We start from the raw sequence: 21163 nt of genomic DNA on the forward strand, positions 1-21163 counted from the left end.
CGCCGCATGGCTGACCTACGTCCACCGGAAAAGGGGGGCAGGTTCAATTATTTAAATGTAACCCGCCCCCTTTTCTCTCACGTCCCGTCCTCAACCTGGAGCCGTTTCCTGCACGGCGGCCAAACGAGGCACCGGCGCGGCGGCCAATGCGGCCTCCACAGCGTCCCGCCGCACTTCCACCGGCCGGCCCATGCTCAAGCGCAGGAAGACGCGGGCCGCGGCGATGCCGTTGATGACGAAGGAGACGGCGATCAGCGCGACGATCCAGCCGTGGTGGCCGCTGGCATGGTAGAGCAACAGGTCTTCGCCGATGAAGGCGGGGCTGATGGGAAAGCTCACCAAGCCCAGGAAGCTGAAAAACAACAGCAGGGAGAGCCCCGGCTTGGTTTCCGCCATGGCGCGATAGGCAAAGGGCGTTTCGGCGAAGTTCTCGCCGCGCAGCATCAGGCTCAACACCCCCAAGCCCAACAGCCAGGACGGTACGATGCCGGCCAAAAACAGTTCCACGTCGCTGCCGGCCTCCATCCGCAGCAGCCAGATGGTGGCGCCGGCCAGCAGGCAACTGGCGCCGACGGCGTTCCACACTTTGAACACACTGCCTTTTTGGCTGAAACCCGCCACCGACGCCAGGGCCATGCCCAACACCGCCGGCCCGGCCAAATACTGCCGTTCCAGCAATCCGCTCTCCAACCCCAGCCAGCCGACCAGCAACACGCCGGAGGCGACGACGAGCTTGCGCCCCAGGCCGACGGCATTCACCGCCGCGCCAGCTTGTTTCAAAGGATCCCACAGCGTCGCCCGGACCAGCCCCTCCAGGTTGCATTCCTGCAACGCGAAAACCTGTAGCGTGTTCCGCAACACCTCGGGCAAGGTATCGCGCAGGGACAGCGGCAGCCATTGCGCCATGGAATTGCCCCGGACATTGAGGCCCGTGTCGGCGGCGCCTTCGACGCGCAGCAAGTGGGCGACGATAGAGGGCGACACCAGCAGCTGATAGCAACGCAGGAAGGCATTGCCGAGGAAATGCAGCAGCACCAGGGATTCCAACCCCAGCGCCAGTTCCATGAACATGAAGCCCACCTGGCCGATGGAAGCGTAGGCGATCTGGCCTTTAATGCTGGACTGCGCTTTTTCCGAGAGGGCGGCGACGATGACGGTTAGCAGCCCGATGACGAACACCATCAACCGGGTGATGAACATAAAGCCCCAAATCGGGAGGGTGCGCAGCAGCAGGAACACGCCGAGGTGGACGGACAAGGCGCCGTAGAAAATCGCGCTGGAGGGAGTGGGGCCTTCCATGGCGCGGGGCAACCAAAAGCAAAACGGGAACTGCGCCGACTTGCCGCAGGCAGCGATGGTGATGAACCAGGACAACACGAACAGCGCCGTCAAATTGGCCGGCAGCACGGTGTCGTTACCGAACAACTGCGCCAACTCCGCGAAATGGTTGCCGCCATGCAATATCTGGTGGCTGAACCAGGCGCCCAGCAACAGGCCGATGTCGCAAAACCGATAGATGCTGTAGGCGCGCAGCGCGTTGCGAATCGGCTGGACGCGGTGCCGGTAGAAAGCGATCAGCAGGAACGAGGCGATGCCGACGATTTCCCAGCCGGCGAACAACACGTCCAGCGAACCGGACAGCACCACCATGTTCAAGCCCAGCACGAAGGCGAAGATGGTCAGGAAAAACCGTTTATAGCCGGCCTCGCGGTGCAGGTAATAGCGGCAGTAACGCACGATGACGGAAAAAATCACCCACACGGCGAACAGATAGGCCGCGCTGATCCGGTCCAGGTAGAACAGCACCGGCAACTGATAATCGCCGCTGGAATACACGGTAAACCACAGGTATTCGTAGCCGCCGAAACCGTGGGCCGCCCACATGCCCAGTAGCGCCAGTATGCAGCCGCCGAGGAGCCGGGTCGCCCAGGAGCTGATGACGGCGATCCGTTTCTCGCTGCGGCCGAACAAGGCGATGAGCAGCAGCCCCAGCAGGGGCACGAATTGGCAGGCCAAAAGCAGTACGTTCATGGCTGGCTCTTCGTCAAAAGGTGAACGGGGATGGTTTTATTGCGACCGGGGAAAATGGCCGCCGAGCTCGCCGCCGCCGGCACTTCGAATTCCGCCGGCAAGTCCACGTCTTCCCAACCCTGCCGCGAATACAAACGCGTTTCCCGGCTGAGGGGATCGTGGCAAGCCAGCCTGATCCATTCGTTATCGACCCATTCCTTCAGCTCGCCCAAGCGAGACAAGGCCGCTTCCACGATCTCGCGGCTTTGCTCGATGACGATCAACAGCCTGGCCGGTTCGTGCACTTCGATCATCTGCGACGGCAAGCCGGTGCGAAGGTCTCCCTCGACGCCGTTGGCCACGCCCAGCAGGCCGATGACGTTGTGCGGCAGCTTGGTGCCGGCGCCGTAGACCGAATTGTCGATGCGGGAGAACAGGTATTCCAGGTTGATGCCGCCGCACACCGGAATGATGGCGGACAGTATTTTCACGAGAATATCGCCCCGCGGATCGGACTTGGGATCGTAGGAATGAAGGAACGCGCGCCGATCCAGGAACAGATTGGTCGTCAACGCCCGCTCGCCCACCACGCAATAGAGATTGTTGGAGTGGTTGAGCTCCGGCCGGGGCTCGAAAATGGACGAGGCGCGCGCTTTGACGTGCTCGTGGGACAGCTTGGCCGAAGCCGATTCCGGCCCCAGCTCGAACCAGCGGCAGCGTTCGTGGGCATTCCTTTCCAGCGCCTCCCGCATCGCCTGCTGGAACGACTCCAGGCCGGCCGCCGGGTGTTGCGCCAGCAAATGCTGGTCGAAATAGGTCACTTCGTCGCGGCTGGTGTTGTGCAAGGCGGCCACGAAGCGGGTAGCCGGCGGAATGTCGATGCCGCGCTCGCGCAACACCGCCCGCACGGTTTCGTCGTTGGCCATCCAGGCGAAGGCGCGGGCGTTGGGCGCACCCGGTTTGCCGGCGCAAGCGCCGCAATCGTAAGCGGCGAAATGGGGATTGTTGGCGCTGCTGGAGCCGTGGGCCACCACCACCACCAGGGGCGCGAAGTTTTGCGTCAAGCCGATGTTGCGCAGCAACCCCTCGATGCGGTCGGCCATTTCGGTGTGGGAAAAGCCCAGCAAGCGGCCGTCTTCCGTGGGCTCGTCGCTTTCCCGCAGCAAATGCAGGCGGGTATGGGCTTGCACTTCGCTCAATTGCTGGATTTTGGGCAGCAGCGAGCCGGGACGGAACACGTCCCAGGCCAGGCGGGCGGCGTAGCCCAGGCCCAGGGTTTGCGTGTAAACCCAGTTGCGCACCATGGACTGAGGCGTGAAATGCAGCTTCCCCAGCTTGACGCGCGCGGGCTTTTCCTCGGCGGGCGCCGGGTGCAGCCTGGATTCGAGCACCAAATGCTTGGGCTGGATCACCACCGGGCATTGCGCCACCGGATAGGCGTCGTCCAGCCCTTTATAGAGGAAGTCGATGCCGAAGAAGCCGGCGGCGCCGAAGGTTTCGATGCGCGGATCAATCTCCTCCAAATGGCGGCGCAGCGAACACTCGCGGTCGTCGATGCAGAAAAACGCCTGGGCCATGGGAACGGCTTTGTCCGACGACGCGATGGCCGCCGGCGCAGCCTGCACTTTCAGGGCTTGCAGCAGTTCCGCGTGGAGGGAAAACTCCATGGCTTCGTGCCACACCTTGAGGCGCAGGGGAACCAACGGTTTCGCCGTGGCGTCGGCCAACCGCGGAACTTGACTGAGGTGGGGCAGTTTGGCGACGGGCAGGAAGCCGGCCCCGCGCTTCCGGTGCAGGAAGGCCAGCTCGCAGGCCAATTCCACCGCGATGAGCTCCTTCAGGGATATGCGGCGTTTCGCCAGCAAGGCTTGCGGGTTCTGCTCGATCAAATGCACCATGCCGGCCCAGCCGGGATGGGCCAGCAGCATCTCCATGACGTATTGCTCGTACAGCGGCTCCGACCCGACGATTTCCCCCAGACAGGCCAATATGGCCTCGTCCGCGCTTTGATTGATCACGGCGCGGGCGGAAGTTTCGCTAAAGGGATGCAGCGGGATGACGCTGTTCTCCACCAAGCGCCATACGCAATCCCACAGGGATTCCCCGTCGCGGGCCACGCTCCAGCCGCTGATGCCCTGGTCCAAGAAATTCGCCACCAAGCGGAACAGGATGGGATGAACCAAGGCGTTCAAATTGACTTGGATATGGGTCAGCCAGCGCTCCCTGATGCCATGGTTGGCAAGGGAAACGGGCGGGTAATGCACCTCGTCGTCCGTCTGGAACAGCGATTCGCGCAGGGCGGCCGAATTGCCGCGGCCCGCGCCCGAATGCTCCAGGGCCCAATCGATGGCGAAATCCCGAATCCTGCCCTCCCGGTACATCGCCTGGTAATCGGCCAGCGGCAAGTAGCTGCGCGCGCCGAACAGGTTGGCCGCTATCGCCACGCCTTCGTGAAACGGGCGGTCTTGCACCGCGTGCAGCGTGTTGTGGTGGATGAAGTCCTTGATCGGACCTTGAGTGGGCAACCAATGGGCGATGCGCTCTATCGCCGTATCGAGATGAAAGCCGGACGATCCGGGAACGTCGTCGTAGTCGGGTAACTTCGCCGCCAATGCTGATTTAGACATGAATTTTCACCGAACGGCCCGCGCCGCAAAGAAACGATAGTCTTTATGGCGTTGGTTTAGCAGCGTTCATGCCAGCCGTTTCGGCACGGCTCCGGACAATATTTTCAATGACTTGCGAAGAACGTCGCGAGGCGGGGCCAGCGGCGGTGGTTGAAAAGCCCCGGCGGGCGGTGCTAATCAACCAGGCGGGGCGGGAATGCGCGTTACGCCGCTTTCCCCAAAATGGGAAACAGGGCGGACAGTCCCTTGGCGATGAACTCCACCGCGATGGAGGCCAAAATCAGGCCCATGACGCGGGTCACCACGTTCATGCCGGTCCGGCCCATCACCAAGGCGAGCTTGGGGGCCGAAAGCAAGGCGGCCAAGACGATGGCGGCCACCGACAGGATGACCGCGCCCACCAGCAGATAGTGAGCCAGGGAATGCTCCATATGGGCGTAAACGATGGCCGTACTGATGGCCCCCGGCCCGCTGAGCAAGGGAATGGCCAACGGCACCACCGCCACGGACTCCTTGTCGTAGGACTCGGCGCGCTCCTCCGGCGTGTGCCGGGCCCGGTCATGGGAGGCGCGCAGCATGGAAATGCCCATCAACAGCACGAGGATGCCGCCGGCGACCCGGAAGGCCGGAATGCCTATGCCGAAAAAGCGCAGGATCGGCTCGCCGAGCAGCAGAGCGACCAACAACACCATGGCTACGGCGGAGGCGCAGACGATGGCGGTGCGCCGCCTATCCTCCGGCGTGCGATTGGTGGTCAGCGAAATGAAAGTCGGAATGGCGCCCACCGGATTCACCACGGAAACTAGGCCGGCCAACAGTTGCAGGTATTCGTTCAAATTCAGCATGCATCGTCAAACGCGTCGGCGCGGATGCCGCCCGGATTGTCCAAAGGCGTCGGGATCGGCTTTCTGCGGAAATCGAAAAAAGCAGCGACGTCAACAATAGGCATAGAAGGGGGCCAAGGAGGGACGACGTCGCTGGTGCGTCAGGTAGGATACACATCAAATATCAGGCAATCATCGTGCCAACGATGCATAACCCCGTGTCACCGGGGATAGACGAGGCCGGCCGGTCTCTCGCTCCGCTATATCGGTTGAAATGCACCGGACGCTGCGTGGAAAACCCCCGAACCTTGGCAGCTCCGAGCCCGATTGCCTTGGGCAAGGCTTAGGCCTCCGAAGCTTTCAAACCATATTTGCGCACCCGATAGCGCAAAGTTTCGCGGGTGGCGCCCAAATCCCGGGCGGCGGCGGTCAGGTTGTGGCCGGCGCGCTCCAGGGCGATCTTGATGATATGGCGATCCATGTCGTCCAAGGCCATGCTGCCGTCCAAGGGAAGGAAAATGCCGTTGTCGACGACGCCGGCCGCCGCCGACGGGGCCGCTTGCCCTGGCAGTTGCAGCCACAGGGAGGGCAGCACCGGACCGTCGGCGAACAACACGCAGCGCTCGATGACGTTGCGCAACTCTCGGACGTTGCCCGGCCAATTGTGCGCCCGCAGCTTGCTCCACACCTCGTCCGGAATGACGCTGACCTGCTTGCCCGCCTTGGCGTTGAACTCCGCCACGAACAGCGGCACCAGGTCGTCCAGGTCTTCCTTGGACTCCCTTAACGGCGGCAGGGTCAGGCGGAACACGCTGAGACGGTGGAACAGGTCGGCGCGGAAGTCGCCGTCCCCCACCATTTTCTCCAGGTCGCGATGGCTGGCGGCGATGATCTGCACGTCCACGGCGATCTCTTTCTCTCCCCCCAGGCGCCGCACCTTGCGGTCCTCGATGGCCTTGAGCAGCTTGGCCTGCAAGTCGGGCGCCATTTCGCCGATTTCGTCGAGGAACAAGGTGCCGCCGGAAGCTTGTTCCAGCAACCCCCGGTGGCGGCCGGCGGCGCCGGTGAAGGCGCCGGCTTCGTGGCCGAACAATTCCGACTCCAGCAATTCCCGGGGCAGCGCGGCGCAATTGAGTTCCACCAGCGGCTGCTGGGCGCGCGGCCCACCGTAGTGCAGGATGCGCGCCGCCAATCCCTTGCCGGTGCCGGTTTCTCCGCCCAGGATCAAGGCGCTGAACGGCACCTGGGTCAGCTTGCCCAGCATCAGGCGCACCTCCTGGGCCTTGGCGCTGCGGCCGACGTAAGCTTCGGGCGCATAACGGCGGTGGCGCGACTGGGTCTGGTCGATGATGCGCCGTTGCAGGTTGGCGTTGCGCATGGCGCTGGTGGTCACCAGGTCCAGGCGCTCCAGGTCGCAGGGCTTTTCCAGAAAGTCGTAGGCGCCCAGGCGCAAGGCGCGCACCGAGTCGCGCACGCTGCCGTAGCCGGTCAGCAGCAGCCATTCCGCATGCGCCGCCTTGCCTTTGACCTCCTCCATCAAATCCAGGGCATTGCCGTCCGGCAGGTTCATGTCCGAAATGACCAGGAGCGGGTCCAACCGCTGGTCCAGCAGCCAGCGGCGGGCTTCCGCCATGTTGGCGGCCAGGGTCACTTCCCAACCGAGTTTTTCGTAGTGCCGCGACAATTCGGCGCCCAGCAGCTTCTCGTCTTCGATCAACAGCAATGTGTTCATGGATGGCTTAGCGGAGTTTCCGGCAGGGTGAGGGTAACGCAAGCGCCGTGGGGCTGGCGGTTGGAGAATTTCAGCTTGCCGCCTTGGTCTTGCACGTAGCGCTGCACAACGGCCAACCCCAGCCCCGTGCCGCCGGCATGGGTGGTGCGGAAGGCGCGTATGCCCTGCTCCAGTATCTCCCGGGGAAACCCGGGGCCGTCGTCGCTGACGGTCAGGACCACCTCGCCCTGCCCCGCCCGCAGCGACACGCTGACGGTGCCGGGCGACGCGCCCAAGGCCTCGGCGGCGTTCAACACCAGGTTCAGCACGCTCTGCCGCAGGCCCGGCTCGATCAAAAATACCGGCAGGCTAAGGGGTACGTCCAGCAGCAATTCGATGTGCTCCGGAATTTGGTAACGCACCAGGGCCATCAGTTCCCGCAACAGCCGCACGGCGTCGAATTCGCTGGGAGGCGACGGGGAGTGGCGGCTTTGATCCAGCACGCCGTTGAGCAAACGCGCCATGCGCCGCAGTTCGTCGACGATCAGGTCCAGGCGCTCGGCCTGGTCCGAAGGCTCCAATTCCCGCCGCAAATTGGCGCAAGCGATTTGTATGCCGGCAAGGGGATTGCGCAACTCGTGGGCCAATTCCGCCGCCATTTCGCCCACCGCCGCCAGGCGTTCGGCCCGCGCGAGGCTGCGCTGCTGTTCCAGCAACGCGTGGGTAGCCACGTGCACTTCCGCTTGCAGGGAATGGGCGTGGCGGCGCTTTTCCTCCTCCAGCTCCGCCAAGCGCACCACCATGTCGTTATAGCTGTGAAACACTGGTTCCAGCAGCGGGTCCAGGTGATGGGTGGCGATGGGACGGAAGTCCTCTTCCGCCAAGCGGGCCAGCAACTGCTTGAGGTCGTTGAGGGGAATGAGGATACGCTTGTGAAAAAACCAGCCGGCCAGCAGCAGAATGGCCGTCAACGTCACCAGCGCCAAGTCCAGTTCCGTTTGCGTGCCGGCGCTCAGTTCGTCCAAGGCCCGGCCGCGCTGCTCCGTTTCGTCGTCCAGAATGCGGCCCATGGCGCCCAAGGCCGACACCAGCGCGATGCGGTTTTCCCTGGCGGCGGCCACGTCGGGATTGCTCTTCAATCCGCCGAGCAAGCTTTGCACCTCGTTCAGCCGCATCGGCGTCATCGGCGACAAGTGCGCGTCCTGTTGGTGGAACACCGCCAAATCGCGCCGCAGTTGCTCCACCGCCGGAGGCGGCAAAGGCGCGGCGCCGGACAGCGCGTCCATCAACAACGCTTGCAGGTCGACCGCCACGCTTTCCACCTGATGGGAATAAGTGACGTAGCCGCGGATGCGATCCAGGCGCTGGAGATTGCGCCAAATCATGCCGCCGAGTATGGCCAATACGAGCACTAAAAGTCCGAGCAGCGCGATCGCGCGGCTATGCACCGGATAACGGTAGGGCTTCATGTGTCGATACGCTCTTCCATTGCCGGGGCCGAGTCCCCAGGGCCGCATGGCGGATGGGAACCCGGGCGCCCGACGACGCGGCTAAAAATTGACGAACAACGATCCCATAACCATATGATGCATCGTATTGTTGGTGTGCGTCGCATCGTCCAGATACTGGTTCAAATAACCGAATTCGGTGCGGAAATTCGGATTGAAGGTCCAACCGAGCCCCGCGAATGCGCGGTTCTGGTCGAAGCCCGACTTGCCGCCGAATCGGGTTGAGTTGGCGCGAACGAAAAATTCGTCCCAGGCAATCAAGCTCAAACGGGGTTCGAAGTCGAGCGGATGCATAAAGCGGATCATTTGCCGCGGCCGGACGCGAACGTCGCTCCCCCTCAAATAATTGCTTTCGACCATCGTCCGGAACGTGAAGGTACCGAAATCGGTCGGCAAAACGTAACGGAACGCGGGCCACACATCCTGCTGGGAAATATAGGACTTGCCGACGTTCTGGGTGGGCAGCCACGTATAGCCCGCCCAGATTGTCGCGCGATCGCTCAGCGAATACCCCACCGCCGCACGGACCATGCCCTGATACCAGTGCCCCCAGTTCTGGTCGAAGCGGGATTGGCCTTCCAGCCATACGCGCCCTTTCTCCAGGCTTGGATCTATCACCTTCAAGCTGCCTTCGCCGACCACTTGCAGCCAGCTTCCCGCATCTTGAAACAAGTCGTCGACCGCCTGCGCCGGGGACGACAAAAGGCAAAAAACGCCCAAAACGACTGCCGGAATCCTAAGGCAAGCGGTGATTTTTTTTCTCATATGATTCACTCCTCTTTTTATAAATATAAACCGTCGATTCCGGCGTATGCATTTCTTCTGGCGTCGAATATCCATGCGCTTCGCCCATGAATATTGGCGACTTATCAAGGCAAAGAGCGCCAAAACCCGGCCGTTGTCCGGGGGTAGATCGAAACAACGCCGCCATTCAAGGCGTCTCTAACTGACAACAGGTGTCTTTGCCGCCCGCAAAAACGCCAATGAATCGCAACCGGCGAGCGTCCCGGCGATTTCCGCCCGCGTAACGGCATCGGGGCACGCGCGGGATGGCGTTCAAACCGCCGATACCGCGTAAACCAGCAGCCCGCAAACCGCCACCATGCAGGTCAGCGCTACTAAAAATAGCCCATCGGCGATCTTTTCCAGAAAGATGCCCCGCGCCAGGTGGGGCGTGCGCAAAGCCCAAAAAGCGACGGCGCTGGCGAGCAGGAACAGCAGCGAATCGGTGGCGAGCAGTTCGCCGCCGAAGATACTCGCGCGGCCGATGGAATTGATGATGTGGAATAGGCTGATGCCGCCCATGCACACCCCCACCATGGACGAAGCCACAGTAAAGATGCGGACGAGCAGTTCGCTGCGAACGGAATTCATGGATGTCTCTATCCCTTATCGGTCTGCCGGCCATCCATAGGGTGGCCGATTAAGCGTGCCACGCCCGAAGCCAGAACCGTACCAACTTTATTGATTTTCGTTTTTTTCAAGGCTGCCAGACAGTTGCGGCAGGACGACAGACCCAATGCGGCGACACCCTGCTCGGCGACCAGTGCAAAACCACCGCCCCGGTGGTTTTGCACTAAGCGGCGCGCCGCACGCCGTTAAAACCGCTGTTGGCCGAAGAAGGAGGCCCTAGCCGCGGCATCCCCGGCCGCCGCACGGCGGTGGTGCAATTCAACCGGGCCGCCAGCTCATATCCACCACAGCCCGCGGCCAAGGTCGTCGCACGGCGGCGAACGAATTATGTAAGCATTTGATTAGGCGTACATTACCGCCGAGGCAAGAAATTGGCACAGCTCTGGCTTGGATCACGCTGAACAAACTTCCATCGGAATCGAAGACCATGTCCACCCCCTCCCTGAGCACCACCCCGCCGCTCACCGGCCTGGCCGGCCTCAAGCAAAACTGGCGCAGCGATTTGCTTTCCGGCTTTCTGGTGTTTTTGATCGCCCTGCCCTTGTGCTTGGGCATCGCCATGGCCTCCGGCTTCCCGCCCATGGGCGGCATCATCACCGCCATCGTCGGCGGCGTGCTGGTGTCCCGCCTCAACGGTTCCTTCGTCACCATCAACGGGCCCGCCGCCGGCCTCATCGTGGTGGTGCTGGGCGCCGTGCAGTCCTTGGGGCAGGGCGATGCCATGGCCGGCTACCGCTATACCTTGGCCGCCATCGTCGTCGCCAGCGTGTTCCAGACTTTGATGGGGCTGTTCAAGGCCGGACGCTTGTCGGCCTTTTTCCCTTCGTCGGTGGTGCACGGCATGCTGGCGGCCATCGGCATCATCATCATGGCCAAGCAGATCCACGTGATGCTGGGGGTGAAGCCGGAGGCCAAGGAGTTGATCGATACCATCCTGGCCATTCCCCACAGTGTCGTCGACCTCAATCCGGAGATCGCTTGCATCGGCTTCGCCGGCCTGGCGCTGCTGATCGCTTGGTCGCTCATCAAGAACCGGGTGTTGAAGATGATCCCGGCGCCGCTGGTGGTGGTGGCGGTGGGCATACTGCTGGAGCGGTATTTCGATCTGGATCACGAACACGTCTATATGTTCCTGCCGGATCAGGAGTTCCTGCCCCACCACGAGTTCAGCATCGGCCCGAAGTTCCTGGTGTCGATCCCGGACGATTTCCTGGCGGGCTTTTATTTCCCCGATTTCGGCAAGATCGCTACGGTGGAGTTCTGGTCGGCCGTGCTCAGCATCTGCCTGGTGGGCAGCGTGGAAAGCCTGTTGTCGGCCGCCGCTGTGGACAAGCTGGATCCCTACAAGCGCTGTTCGGATTTGAACCGCGATTTGGCGGCGGTGGGCATGGGCAACGTGGTTTGCGGGTTGTTGGGCGGCCTGCCCATGATCGCGGAGATCGTGCGCAGTTCGGCCAACGTCAACAACGGCGCCCAGACCGGTTGGGCCAACTTCTTCCACGGCCTGTTCCTGCTGATTTTCGTGGCCTTGTTCCCCCACTTCATCCACGAGATCCCGCTGGCGTCCCTGGCGGCGCTGTTGGTCTACACCGGCTTCCGCTTGGCCTCCCCCAAGGAGTTCGCCAAGACCATGGCGATCGGCTGGGAGCAGCTCACCCTGTTCGTCGTCACCATCGCCGGCGTGCTGGCCACGGACCTGTTGATCGGCGTCGCCATGGGCATCGCCGCCAAGTTCGCCCTGCACCTCCTGCGCGGCGTCAGCCTGACCAATTTGTTCAAGCTGTTCTATCACGTCGAGCAGAAAGACGCCGACCATTACGTGATCAAGATCGAAGGCGCGGCGGTGTTCTCCAACTTCATGGCGCTGAAAAGCGCCGCCGCCGAGCTGCCGCAAGGGAAGACCGTCGTGTTCGATTTGTCCGACGTCTACCTGATCGACCACACGGTGATGGAATTCATCGACCACTATTGCCACGACTACAACAGCCGCGGCGGTCAGTGCGCCATCCACGGCCTCCACAACCACGAACCGTTTTCCAGCCATCCGCTGGCCGCACGCAGGCGGCTCGACCGCAAGCCGGCCGCAGCCTGAGGAGAACCGCCATGCCCAGTCCTCTAGAACTCCTGCTCGTCGGCACGCTGATGTCGCATCCCGCCGCCGTCACCTGCCAAGACCCCGGCCCGTCCCAGGATCGGCTCAAGGACAAGAGCGCCGCCGCGGCGGAACCCTGCCGCCGCGGGCACGTGGTGGTCGAACATAAACCGGAACATCCGCCCGCCGCGCCGCGCCGGGCGCTCCAAGGGGCGGGTTGAGCCGCGCCGCGCCCCGGGGCCGCCTACGCGGCCCCGATTCTATGGGTTCGTCCGGCGCAGCGGCGCCACCAAGCGCTGCAACAAAGGACCGCTGATGAGGGTGGTGGCGAAGGCCATCGCCACCAGGGCGACGAAGATGCGCTGATCGATCAAACGCTGCTCCAGCGCCACGGAGGCCAAGACGATTTCCACCGCGCCGCGCGCGTTGAGGCCGACGCCCACCGCCAAAGCCTCCCGACCCGACAAGCCGCCCAAACGCGCGCCCAGGCTGCCGCCGAGGATTTTTCCCAAACAGGCGACCAGGAACACCCACAACACCAGCGGGCCGTCGAACTGGCCGGAAAAATCGGCCTTCAACCCGACGGAAACGAAATACAGCGGCGCGAAAAAATTCAGCGCGAAAGGCTGGATCATGTCGTGGATGCGCTGGTCCTGATCCGGCTCCCGATCCTGGCCGAAAGCCACACCCACCAAAAAAGCGCCGAAGATGCCGTGAATGCCGGCATGCTCCGCTCCCACCGCCGCCAGCACTACCAAGGCCGCCAGAAAGGTCAGCAAGCCCCCCGGCCAGTCCTTGAAATAGCGGGCCTGGTGCAGCAGCGGCTGCAACAGCCAGCGGCCCACGCCCAAGACCAATGCGGCGAATCCCAACACCAAGGCCAACGCCACCGCCAAGTTGCTGTCGGCCTGCCCCGGCGAGAGATCGTGCAGGATGAGGGCGAACAAGGACCAGCCGATCACGTCGTTGGCCATGGCCGAGGCCATCACCGTGGCGCCGATTTGGGTGTCGATCAAGCGGGTGTCCATCAGCATGCGGGCGATCACCGGCAAGGCGGAAATGGACAGGGCCGCGCCGATGAACAAGGCCAATAAATCGGGACGCGACTGTTGCCCCCACAGCCCCGGAAACAGCGCCACCATGGCGTAACCCAGCACCAGGGGCACGGCCCCTCCGCCCAGGCTGGTGAGGGCGATGACGCGGGGATGGCGGCGCACGTGAACCAGGTTGACCTCCAAGCCCGCGGCGAACATGAAGAACAGCATGCCAACCTTTAGCAAGGCGTCCAGGCTGGTGGCGACGGCTTTGTCCAAGGGAAACAGCAAAGCGTGGGCCTGCGGGGCGAAGGCGCCGAGCAAGGTCGGCCCCAGCAGGATGCCGCCCAGCAGCTCGCCCAGCACCGCCGGCTGGCCCAAGCGGCGGGCCAAGTACCCCATGCCCCAGGCGACGGACAGCATCAGGCCGATCTGGACGAACAGGATTTGCAGTTGCGTGGGGCTCATAAGGAGAAGTTTTTGATTCTGTCTTGCCAAATTATCCGCAGTGCCCGCTCACCGTCCCGTTTGCCGCGCTGAGCACCGCAGTTTTCGACGGGAATAACCCGCAGGGCGGCCGCATGGAAGCGGCCGGTTGCCCGCCAGGCCAGGGATGGCCTGTCGGGCAACTCCCGACGAAAACGAGGAGCGCAAGGCACCGCGTAGCGGCGCGGCAATCGGGCGGCTTTTTCTTTGGTTACTTTCTTTTGGCCGAACAAAAGAAAGTAACCCGCCCGTGGGTGCGGGAAACCCACATTCAAACACCCCGCCGCAGGCGCTCAAAACCTACCCCCTTATGGCTTACAAGCAAAGGGTTAACCCGCCATGCGCCGCCCGGCCAAAAGGCTCTGCTGCAAGGCGTTGTCGTCGGCCCACATGTCGCCGGACAAGAGGCGGGCTATCTGGTCCTTCAGCTCGGGATTGCGGTCGGCCTCGAAGAACAGGTTGTGGACGATGTTGGACTGGTAGAAGCGCTCGACGAACACCCGCATGGTGTTGAAGCTCAGCAAATACGCCTCGTCGTCCACCACGTGCAGATCCGGATCGGCCTCGCGCCCCTCAACCAGCCCCTCATGCACCCGGTCGGCGACGCGGGCGGCGCTGGTGAAGGCGAGGAACACGCCGGAGGAGAACACCGGGTCGAGGAAGCCGGCGGCGTCGCCGCAGCAGGCGTAGCGCAGGCCGTGGCGGCGCTGGTTGCTGTAGCTGAAGTCCGCCTCGGTGCGGATCGGCGCGAATTGCTCCGCGCCGCCCAGCAAGCGGCCGAGTATGGGCGATGCCGCCACATAGCGGCGGTAGAGGTCTTCCACGCTGCAATCCTTGGGCCGCTCCTTCTGCACCACCAGGCCCACGCTCAGGCGGCGGCCGGACAGGGGGATGATCCAGATCCAGCCGATGTCCACCACCGGCACGTAGATGCTGCCGGAGCGGAACAGCTCGTCGGCCTCCTCGTTGGAGGGGATGTTGTCGAAATGGCTGTAGACGGCGAACTTGCCCAGGTTCCCGATGCGGTCGATGCCGTCGTTCTTCCTGCCCATGAGGGCGCTGCGGCCGGTGGCGTCCACTAGGTAGCGGCTGCGGTAACGACCCCGGTCGGTGACGATGTCCACCCTTTCCGGCAGGCAAGCCACCTCCAGCACTTTTTCTTCCTCACGGGTCTCGGCGCCGTGCTTGGCAGCGTTCTGGAACAGCTTCTGGTCGAAGGGCGCGCGCTCCAGCTGGTAGGTCTTACGATAGACGCTTAGGGGGAAATACATGCGCTGGCCGGTGGCCTCGTCGATGAACACCGCGCCGCTCTTGAACTGGTTGCCTTCGCTCCAGTCGATGCCCAAACGCTGCACCACCGGCTCGCTGAAAGGCAGCATGGATTCGCCGATGTGGAAGCGCGGATGCTTGCCCTGCTCCAGCAGCAGGACCTTGTGTCCGTATTGCGCCAGCAAGGTGGCCGCCGTGGACCCCGCCGGCCCGCCGCCGACCACCACCACGTCGTAATCGAAAGAATGCTGTGTGTCATTGCTCATGGGCTAGTCCCTCATGGTGCGCGGCCCGCGTCACCGGGCCAGTTGCTATTCGCCAAAAAACGCTCAGTCGTCACAATTCATCCGCGCCTGCCAGCCGGAAACGGCGGCGCTGAGCGGCACGGCCCGCGCCTTCCCGCCCGACGCGGCCAGATCCAACAGGGGCAGCGCCGCCAAGGCCGGCATCCGCTCCGCCATGGCCCGCCAGGCCTCGGGAAACTCCGCCCCGCCGCGCTCGGGCCGGCCGATGTGGGCCAGGCGGCCGGCTACGTCCCCGGCCGCCAGCACCAGGGCGCAGGCGAAAGCCGGCTCGCCCCGGCCCGGATCCAATGGGGCCGGCCAGGTCTCGTCGTAACACACCAGCAGCAGCTCGCCGCCCGAGCAAGCCAGCTGGCACCAGGCCTCCAGCAAAGCCATGGCGAAGGTGTCGTGACCCGCCGCCAGGGCACTGGCGGGCTGGGTGCATTGCTGGGCGATGCTCCAATAACCGGCCGCCGTATTCTGCACGGAGTTGTGGAAGGCATTGGGAGAAACCACGCCTTCGGGCCGGGCCAGTTCCCGGCACAAGAGATCGGTGGTCTGGATTTCGCCGGCCACGCTGGCGAATATCGCCGGCAACGACGAGGGCGAACGGCCGGCCTGGCCGCATGCGGCCGCGGCGGCGCTGAAAGCCAACTGCGTGGCCGCGCTGCTGCGGCGGCGCAGCGTCGCGGGAATCGCCTCGCGCACGATGTCGGAAGCCGCGAACGGCAAAGTCTCCCGCAAGGCCGCATCGGGGGCGCAGACGCCGTAGCCCAGCAAGCTCATGCGATCCATCAAGCCGCCTCCAGCAGCACGCTGGCGTTGTTGCCGCCGAAGCCGAGGGCGTTGCTCAGCACCAGCTTCGGCGCCACATCCAGGCGCGGCGCGGCGATCACCGGGCAAGGACAGGCCGGGTCGGGCTGCTGCAAGCCGCAGGTACCGGGCAAAAAGCCCTGCTCCAGGGCCAACAGGCTCACCACCGCCTCCACCGCCCCCGCCGCCCCCAGGGTGTGGCCGAGCAGGCCTTTCACGCCGCTGCACGGCGGCGGGCTCGGAAACAGGCTCGCCACCGCCTTGGCCTCGGACCGGTCGTTGAGCGCGCTGGCGGTGGCGTGCAGGTTGACGTAATCGACATCCTCCACGCGGCGGCCCGCCAGTCGCAGGGCCTGGGCCATGGCCGCCGCCGCCCCGGCGCCTTGCGGATGGGGAGCGCTCATGTGGTGGGCGTCGGAGGACTCCCCCACCGCCAACAGGCGCGGCTTGGATGCATTGTCCGGCGTGGCTCTCTCCAGCAGCAAGAGGGCCGCCCCTTCGCCGATATTGATGCCGCGCCGCTCCGCATCCAGCGGCCGGCAGGCTTCCGCCGACACCAGCTGCAGGCTGTGGAAACCGCGCAAAGTCAGGCGGCACAGGCTGTCGACGCCCGCCGCCAGCACGGCGTCGCAGACATCGGCGGCGATCAGCCGCTGCGCCGCCCCCAGCGCCTTGGCGCTGGAGGAGCAAGCGGTGGAAATGCCGTAACAGGGCCCTTCCAGGCCCAGCTCCCGGTGCAGGAATTCGGCGCTGGCCTGGGCGGTCTGGATATGCATAAAGCTGAAATCGGCCGGCATGGCGCCGTCGCGCAGCAAATGCATGTAAGCGAGTTCCGAGTCGTAAATGCCGGAGGTGCTGGTGCCCAGCACCAGTCCGACCCGGCCGGCGCCGTAGCGCGCCACGGCGCGCTCCGCCTCGGCGCGGAAGCCGCCCTGGTTCAGCGCCTTCAAGGCCAGGCGGGCGTTGCGGCAGTCGTAGGCTCGGAGTTCCGCACGAATCGCCGGCAGGGGGGACACCACCTCGCCCACCACCGTGTCGAAGGGAAGCTCGAACAAGCGCGGCGGTTGCAAACAAGGACGGTTGGCGACCAGGGCCGCATGGAGCGCTTCCACGTCGTCGCCGGCGGCGCTGACGCACTGGTAAGCGGTGACGGCGACGGGAGCGATGACGGGTGCGGTCATGACTGGTCGGACTGTTGGATGAGCAAAGGACACAGCAGGAATCCCAGGGTCACGCCGAGGCTCACGGACAAGGCCAGGATCGGCAAGGTCGGCGTCTTGCCCAGCCCCATGGCGCCGAAAGACGCCAGGGTGGTGAGGGTGGACGAGGCGATGGCGTGGTAGGTGACGTCGGTGTCGCGGCCGCGATTGTCCATGAAGAAGATGCCGTAATCCACGCACAGGGATATGGACAACAACAGGCCGATGACGTGCAGGAAGCTCACCTCCTCCCCCAGCAACGCCCAGGTGGCGAAGATGAACAGCACCGAAGCCACCGAGGGCAGCAAGGTCAGCGCCACTTTGCGCAGGTCCCGCTGCTGCAACCAAATGAACAGGCTCATGACGGCGATGCCGACGGCCAGCATCGCCAGGGAACGGTCGCGGTATTGCGCGGCCAGACGGTCCAGCTGATCCTTCTGGCTGAAGTAACGCGTCCCTTCCAGGCCGGCCAAGCCTTCCGCCAGCTTGGCGGGATCGTGCTCGCCCAGCCACAGCGCCAAGGCCACGCCGTTTTCGCTTTCCATCACCTGGCCCGACAACACCTGGCCCACCGGCCCCGCCAGCACCGCCCGGGGGTCCAAAAACTCCGGCGCGGGCGGCGCCAGGACGCCGAGCTTGTCCACCGCCAAGCCGGCTTGCCCCAGGGCCGCGCGCCAGGCCTCCTGGAACGCCGGAACGAGGGCCTGCTCATAGGCCGCCGCGTTTTCGGCTTGCAACTGCCGCGACGCCAGCCAGGGAAACAGGCCGTGGTATTCGCTCACCACCCCGGCCTGTTTCAACGCCTGCAAGCGCCGCTCCGCCGCTTCGGAACGAATCAAGGCCGTTTCCAAGTCGCCCGCCTGCACCAGCACGAAACGGCCCGGTTCGATGCCGGAAAAATGGGCGCGCACCGCCTCGTCCTGCCGCTTCATCGGCCCCATGTCCATGGCCAGCTTCTGCAAGTCGTCCATCCAGCGCAACTGCGGCAAGGCCAGCCCGGCCAGCACGACGCAGGCCGTGAACGCGGCCAGCAAGGCCTTGCGCCGCCTGGCGCAAAAGTCCACCCAGGCGGCGATGCCGGGCAAGTGGGCGGCGTGGATGGAGGAATGGGCCAGCAAGGCCGGCAGCACCCAGCGGGTCAATCCCAGGGAGGCGGCGATGCTGGCGAAGGCGAACACGGCGATCTGCTCGAAGCCGGGAAAGCCGGTCAAGCCCAAGGCGGCATAGCCCACCACCGTGGTCAGGCCGCCCATGGCCAGGCTGGGCCACAGCAGGCAAGCGGCGGCCAGGGGCGTGTTGCGGTGCTTGGCGCAGTGCACCATGACGTGCATGGGATAGTCGGTGCAGATGCCGATGAGGCTGGCGCCCAGGGCCAGGGTCAGGCTGTGGACGTGCTCGAACACCAGGGCGATCACCAGGGTGCCCGCCACGAAGGCGGCGATCTGCACCAGCATGACCCAGTGCAGGGCGGAAAAAGAGCGGAACAGCAGCAGGAACACCAGCACCACCGCCAGGCTGGAAACGGTGGACACCAGGGTCACGTCCCGGCCGATTTCGGCGTGGGCCGCCGCGCTGAACACCGGCACGCCGGCCATGGACAGGCGGAAGACGCCGCCGGCCGCGCCGTTCGACTGGTCGAACGCGGCGCGAATGGCGGCCTGCAAGCGCTCTTGCGCCTCCGAATCGAGGGCCGCCGGCCGGCTTTGCAGCACCAAGGCGCCGCCGCCGTCCCGCGCGGCTTGGCGCTCGAAGCGGCCCTGCAGCCCCTGGAAGCCGCGCAGGGACAGCAGCAGCGGGTCCTGCTTGGCGATGGCTTTGACGAAGCCGCCCTGGGGCGACAGCAGCGCCTGCTTGAGACCCTCGGCCCGCGCCGCCAGCCCGTCCGCGTCGAACAGCGCCGCCGCCTCGGTTCGGGGGGCGAGGCTGAACAAACGGGCGTGGTAGGGGGCGTAAGAACGCACGGCGGCTAGCCATTCGCGCGGCGGCTCGTTGGCCGGCCACACCCGCTCCACGCCCTCCAGCTCCGCCAGGCGACTTACCAGCTTGGCGCTGAACGCGCCCAGGGACACCGCGTCCGCCTTGGTCCCCGGCTGCGCCTCCACCACCAGGAGATAACGCCGCGACAGCTCGCCCGCTTGCAGCAGGTCGGACAGCAGCCGGGCGTCCTCGCTGTCGGTGGCGGTGAAAAAAGCGTTGAGGTCGGTGTCGACGCGGATGATCCACGCCGTCGCCGCCAACAGCAGCGGCAACGACAGCAAAAACCAGCGCTTGCGCCAAGCGAAGGACATCGTCACTCCCCGGCGGCTTCCAGCAGCAGGCGCTGGATGGAATATTCCAGGCGCTGGCCTTCGTCGGTTCTTTCCATGCGGTACTCGGTGGATTCGCCGTCGGGCTGGCTAATGGCGATGCGCCGCCGGTTGGTGTCCTCGTCGCCGGAGATTTCGACGGAAGGCGCCTCCTCGCCGCCCTGGCCTGGCTTGGGCGTCACCCGCAGGCTCCAGCGCTTGCCCTGCCTGTCGGCGGCAAAGTCGTAGTCCGGCGCCAGGGTCTCGGCCTGGCCCTGCAGAATGGCGCGGAACACGGCGATCTGGCCGGCTGCGGATCCCGCGAAACTCAGCGGCGCGCTGCTGCGCTGCCGCTGCTCCGGATCCCAGTAATACATGCGATCCTGCACGATCGCCATGATGACCCGCTTGGGCAGCAGCTGCAGCTTGACCAGGCTGCCGTCGGCGCCGGACAGCATGTAGCCCTCACCGTGCCAGGGGGCGGCGGCCAGCTCCAGCCGGCGGGTTTCCTCGTAATGGAATTGCGCCGGGCCGCTTTGCCGGATGCGCGCCAGCAGCTCCGGCAGGGCGGTCCCGTCGGCTCCGCCGGCCCATGACGCCATGGGCCACAAGGCCAGCAGCAGGCACAGGCGGCGCTTCACGCCTTCAGCCCCTGGAAGACTTTGTGGCCGTGCCGGGCCATGAATTTGAAGGTCTCCCACGCGGGCGGAATCTCCAGGTCGGGAAAACGCCGCGGCCGGTACAGCCACTCCCCCACCCCCAGCAAGCCCATCAGGCCGTAGACCGCCACGCCGGTATAAAAAGCCCAGGCCCGCTGCCCGGCCAGCAGCGGCAACAAGGCGCACACCGGCACGTTGACGGCGAAGAACAGCGTCCAGGCCCAAGTCACCTGGCGCAGGTATTCCACCATGCCCGGCATGAGATCCGGGTACTGCAAACGCACCAGACGCTCGCACAAGGAGGGAGGCGACCAGAGGGTCTGGCCGAACAGGATCGTGAGCCACAGGTAGGCGAAAGAAGGAACCAGCCAGACGAAATAGACTTGGGCGAAATACGCCCCCGCCAGCAGCGCAACCGTCAGCGACAACGCACCCAGGCGCAAGGCGGTCCTGCCCGAAGCGTATCCCCGCCACAGGGTCAGCCCGGCGAACACCAGCAGTTCCGCGCTGGCGAAACCCTGACGGGCCAGGTAAGCGATAAGGAAGGGATAGGCGACGAGCAGGCTGGTGATGCCGATCGCCTTGAGCATGCCCACGGCTAGCGGGTGCGATGGGAAGCGACGAACTCCGCCAGCGACCGCAGGGAGGCGAAAATCTGGTGGTTGCGCTCGTCGCCGGAGGAAACCTTGATGCCGTATTGGCGGTCCAGCATCACGCCGATTTCCAGCGCGTCGATGGAATCCAGGCCCAGGCCGCCGCCGAACAAAGCAGCGTCGGGGGACAGGTCGTCGGGCGCCACGTCTTCCAGGCGCAAGCCCTCGATCAGCATGGATTTCAATTGGTCGATCAAATCATCCGGCATGGCGGGTGGAATTCCTCAAGAGCAGGTTCGTATCGATGGCGCCGACGGCGTGCGCGGGAGCGGGAAAATACAGGCCGATTGCGGCGA

At 64.7% G+C, this 21163-nt stretch carries 17 protein-coding genes; 2 read left to right on the forward strand and 15 right to left on the reverse strand.

Going from position 1 to position 21163, the window contains the following annotated elements:
- Positions 1-90: 90 nt before the first annotated feature.
- The 7 genes from K5607_RS12400 to K5607_RS12430 all read right to left on the reverse strand — a co-directional run bounded on the left by K5607_RS12400 (position 91) and on the right by K5607_RS12430 (position 10054).
- Positions 91-2031, reverse strand: coding sequence for a proton-conducting transporter transmembrane domain-containing protein (locus K5607_RS12400; RefSeq protein ID WP_221047196.1), 1941 nt, complete (start codon positions 2029-2031; stop codon positions 91-93).
- Positions 2028-4637: a YbcC family protein gene (locus tag K5607_RS12405; protein WP_221047197.1), complete on the reverse strand. Its 2610-nt coding sequence runs from the start codon at positions 4635-4637 to the stop codon at positions 2028-2030. Before K5607_RS12405 ends, K5607_RS12400 begins: the two co-directional genes overlap by 4 nt.
- A 203-nt stretch (positions 4638-4840) precedes the next feature.
- Positions 4841-5482 carry a YchE family NAAT transporter gene (locus tag K5607_RS12410; RefSeq protein ID WP_221047198.1) on the reverse strand — a complete coding sequence of 214 codons (642 nt, stop codon included), beginning with the start codon at positions 5480-5482 and terminating at the stop codon, positions 4841-4843.
- 322 nt (positions 5483-5804) lie between these two features.
- Positions 5805-7193 carry a sigma-54-dependent transcriptional regulator gene (locus K5607_RS12415; protein ID WP_221047199.1) on the reverse strand — a complete coding sequence of 463 codons (1389 nt, stop codon included), beginning with the start codon at positions 7191-7193 and terminating at the stop codon, positions 5805-5807.
- On the reverse strand, positions 7190-8641 hold the full coding sequence (locus K5607_RS12420) for a sensor histidine kinase (RefSeq protein ID WP_054772927.1): 1452 nt from the start codon (positions 8639-8641) through the stop codon (positions 7190-7192). The genes K5607_RS12415 and K5607_RS12420 overlap by 4 nt, the downstream gene beginning before the upstream one ends.
- Before the next feature lie 81 nt (positions 8642-8722).
- Positions 8723-9445: a DUF2490 domain-containing protein gene (locus K5607_RS12425; RefSeq protein WP_054772926.1), complete on the reverse strand. Its 723-nt coding sequence runs from the start codon at positions 9443-9445 to the stop codon at positions 8723-8725.
- Positions 9446-9736: 291 nt separating this feature from the next.
- Complete coding sequence (locus K5607_RS12430) at positions 9737-10054, reverse strand: hypothetical protein (protein ID WP_054772925.1); 318 nt, start codon at positions 10052-10054, stop codon at positions 9737-9739.
- Between the two features lie 466 nt (positions 10055-10520).
- Between K5607_RS12430 and K5607_RS12435 the strand changes: the two genes are divergently transcribed.
- Together K5607_RS12435 and K5607_RS12440 are read left to right on the forward strand one after the other, a co-directional pair.
- Positions 10521-12185, forward strand: a complete 1665-nt coding sequence (locus K5607_RS12435) for a SulP family inorganic anion transporter (protein WP_221047200.1) — start codon at positions 10521-10523, stop codon at positions 12183-12185.
- A gap of 11 nt (positions 12186-12196) precedes the next feature.
- Positions 12197-12406: a hypothetical protein gene (locus tag K5607_RS12440; RefSeq protein ID WP_221047201.1), complete on the forward strand. Its 210-nt coding sequence runs from the start codon at positions 12197-12199 to the stop codon at positions 12404-12406.
- Positions 12407-12445: 39 nt separating this feature from the next.
- Here K5607_RS12440 and K5607_RS12445 read toward each other — a convergent pair whose 3' ends face one another.
- The 8 genes from K5607_RS12445 to K5607_RS12480 all read right to left on the reverse strand — a co-directional run bounded on the left by K5607_RS12445 (position 12446) and on the right by K5607_RS12480 (position 21076).
- Positions 12446-13687: a cation:proton antiporter gene (locus tag K5607_RS12445; RefSeq protein WP_221047202.1), complete on the reverse strand. Its 1242-nt coding sequence runs from the start codon at positions 13685-13687 to the stop codon at positions 12446-12448.
- Positions 13688-14034: 347 nt separating this feature from the next.
- Complete coding sequence (locus K5607_RS12450) at positions 14035-15240, reverse strand: NAD(P)/FAD-dependent oxidoreductase (protein ID WP_054774554.1); 1206 nt, start codon at positions 15238-15240, stop codon at positions 14035-14037.
- Between the two features lie 63 nt (positions 15241-15303).
- Positions 15304-16053 carry a beta-ketoacyl synthase chain length factor gene (locus K5607_RS12455; protein ID WP_221047203.1) on the reverse strand — a complete coding sequence of 250 codons (750 nt, stop codon included), beginning with the start codon at positions 16051-16053 and terminating at the stop codon, positions 15304-15306.
- Positions 16053-17252, reverse strand: coding sequence for a beta-ketoacyl-ACP synthase (locus K5607_RS12460; protein WP_221047204.1), 1200 nt, complete (start codon positions 17250-17252; stop codon positions 16053-16055). The genes K5607_RS12455 and K5607_RS12460 overlap by 1 nt, the downstream gene beginning before the upstream one ends.
- Entirely contained in the window at positions 17249-19558 is a 2310-nt protein-coding gene (locus K5607_RS12465) for an MMPL family transporter (RefSeq protein WP_221047205.1), read from the reverse strand. The genes K5607_RS12460 and K5607_RS12465 overlap by 4 nt, the downstream gene beginning before the upstream one ends.
- A gap of 2 nt (positions 19559-19560) precedes the next feature.
- Complete coding sequence (locus tag K5607_RS12470; protein ID WP_246598854.1) at positions 19561-20196, reverse strand: LolA family protein; 636 nt, start codon at positions 20194-20196, stop codon at positions 19561-19563.
- Positions 20193-20804 (reverse strand): COG4648 family protein, encoded by a 612-nt coding sequence (locus tag K5607_RS12475; RefSeq protein WP_054774951.1) that lies wholly within the window; start codon positions 20802-20804, stop codon positions 20193-20195. The genes K5607_RS12470 and K5607_RS12475 overlap by 4 nt, the downstream gene beginning before the upstream one ends.
- A gap of 8 nt (positions 20805-20812) precedes the next feature.
- A complete protein-coding gene (locus K5607_RS12480; protein ID WP_221047206.1) occupies positions 20813-21076 on the reverse strand; it encodes a phosphopantetheine-binding protein in 264 nt (87 codons plus the stop codon).
- Positions 21077-21163 lie beyond the last annotated feature (87 nt).

Source organism: Methylogaea oryzae (assembly GCF_019669985.1).
Taxonomy (GTDB): domain Bacteria; phylum Pseudomonadota; class Gammaproteobacteria; order Methylococcales; family Methylococcaceae; genus Methylogaea; species Methylogaea oryzae.

Excerpts from the sequence above, each read along its gene's own strand:
- K5607_RS12445 (WP_221047202.1), bottom strand. The coding sequence starts at position 13,687 with ATGAGCCCCACGCAACTGCAAATCCTGTTCGTCCAGATCGGCCTGATG.
- K5607_RS12480 (WP_221047206.1), bottom strand. The coding sequence starts at position 21,076 with ATGCCGGATGATTTGATCGACCAATTGAAATCCATGCTGATCGAGGGC.
- K5607_RS12425 (WP_054772926.1), bottom strand. The coding sequence starts at position 9,445 with ATGAGAAAAAAAATCACCGCTTGCCTTAGGATTCCGGCAGTCGTTTTG.
- K5607_RS12440 (WP_221047201.1), top strand. The coding sequence starts at position 12,197 with ATGCCCAGTCCTCTAGAACTCCTGCTCGTCGGCACGCTGATGTCGCAT.
- K5607_RS12420 (WP_054772927.1), bottom strand. The coding sequence starts at position 8,641 with ATGAAGCCCTACCGTTATCCGGTGCATAGCCGCGCGATCGCGCTGCTC.
- K5607_RS12465 (WP_221047205.1), bottom strand. The coding sequence starts at position 19,558 with ATGTCCTTCGCTTGGCGCAAGCGCTGGTTTTTGCTGTCGTTGCCGCTG.
- K5607_RS12405 (WP_221047197.1), bottom strand. The coding sequence starts at position 4,637 with ATGTCTAAATCAGCATTGGCGGCGAAGTTACCCGACTACGACGACGTT.
- K5607_RS12455 (WP_221047203.1), bottom strand. The coding sequence starts at position 16,053 with ATGGATCGCATGAGCTTGCTGGGCTACGGCGTCTGCGCCCCCGATGCG.
- K5607_RS12400 (WP_221047196.1), bottom strand. The coding sequence starts at position 2,031 with ATGAACGTACTGCTTTTGGCCTGCCAATTCGTGCCCCTGCTGGGGCTG.
- K5607_RS12415 (WP_221047199.1), bottom strand. The coding sequence starts at position 7,193 with ATGAACACATTGCTGTTGATCGAAGACGAGAAGCTGCTGGGCGCCGAA.
- K5607_RS12410 (WP_221047198.1), bottom strand. The coding sequence starts at position 5,482 with ATGCTGAATTTGAACGAATACCTGCAACTGTTGGCCGGCCTAGTTTCC.
- K5607_RS12430 (WP_054772925.1), bottom strand. The coding sequence starts at position 10,054 with ATGAATTCCGTTCGCAGCGAACTGCTCGTCCGCATCTTTACTGTGGCT.
- K5607_RS12460 (WP_221047204.1), bottom strand. The coding sequence starts at position 17,252 with ATGACCGCACCCGTCATCGCTCCCGTCGCCGTCACCGCTTACCAGTGC.
- K5607_RS12475 (WP_054774951.1), bottom strand. The coding sequence starts at position 20,804 with ATGCTCAAGGCGATCGGCATCACCAGCCTGCTCGTCGCCTATCCCTTC.
- K5607_RS12450 (WP_054774554.1), bottom strand. The coding sequence starts at position 15,240 with ATGAGCAATGACACACAGCATTCTTTCGATTACGACGTGGTGGTGGTC.
- K5607_RS12435 (WP_221047200.1), top strand. The coding sequence starts at position 10,521 with ATGTCCACCCCCTCCCTGAGCACCACCCCGCCGCTCACCGGCCTGGCC.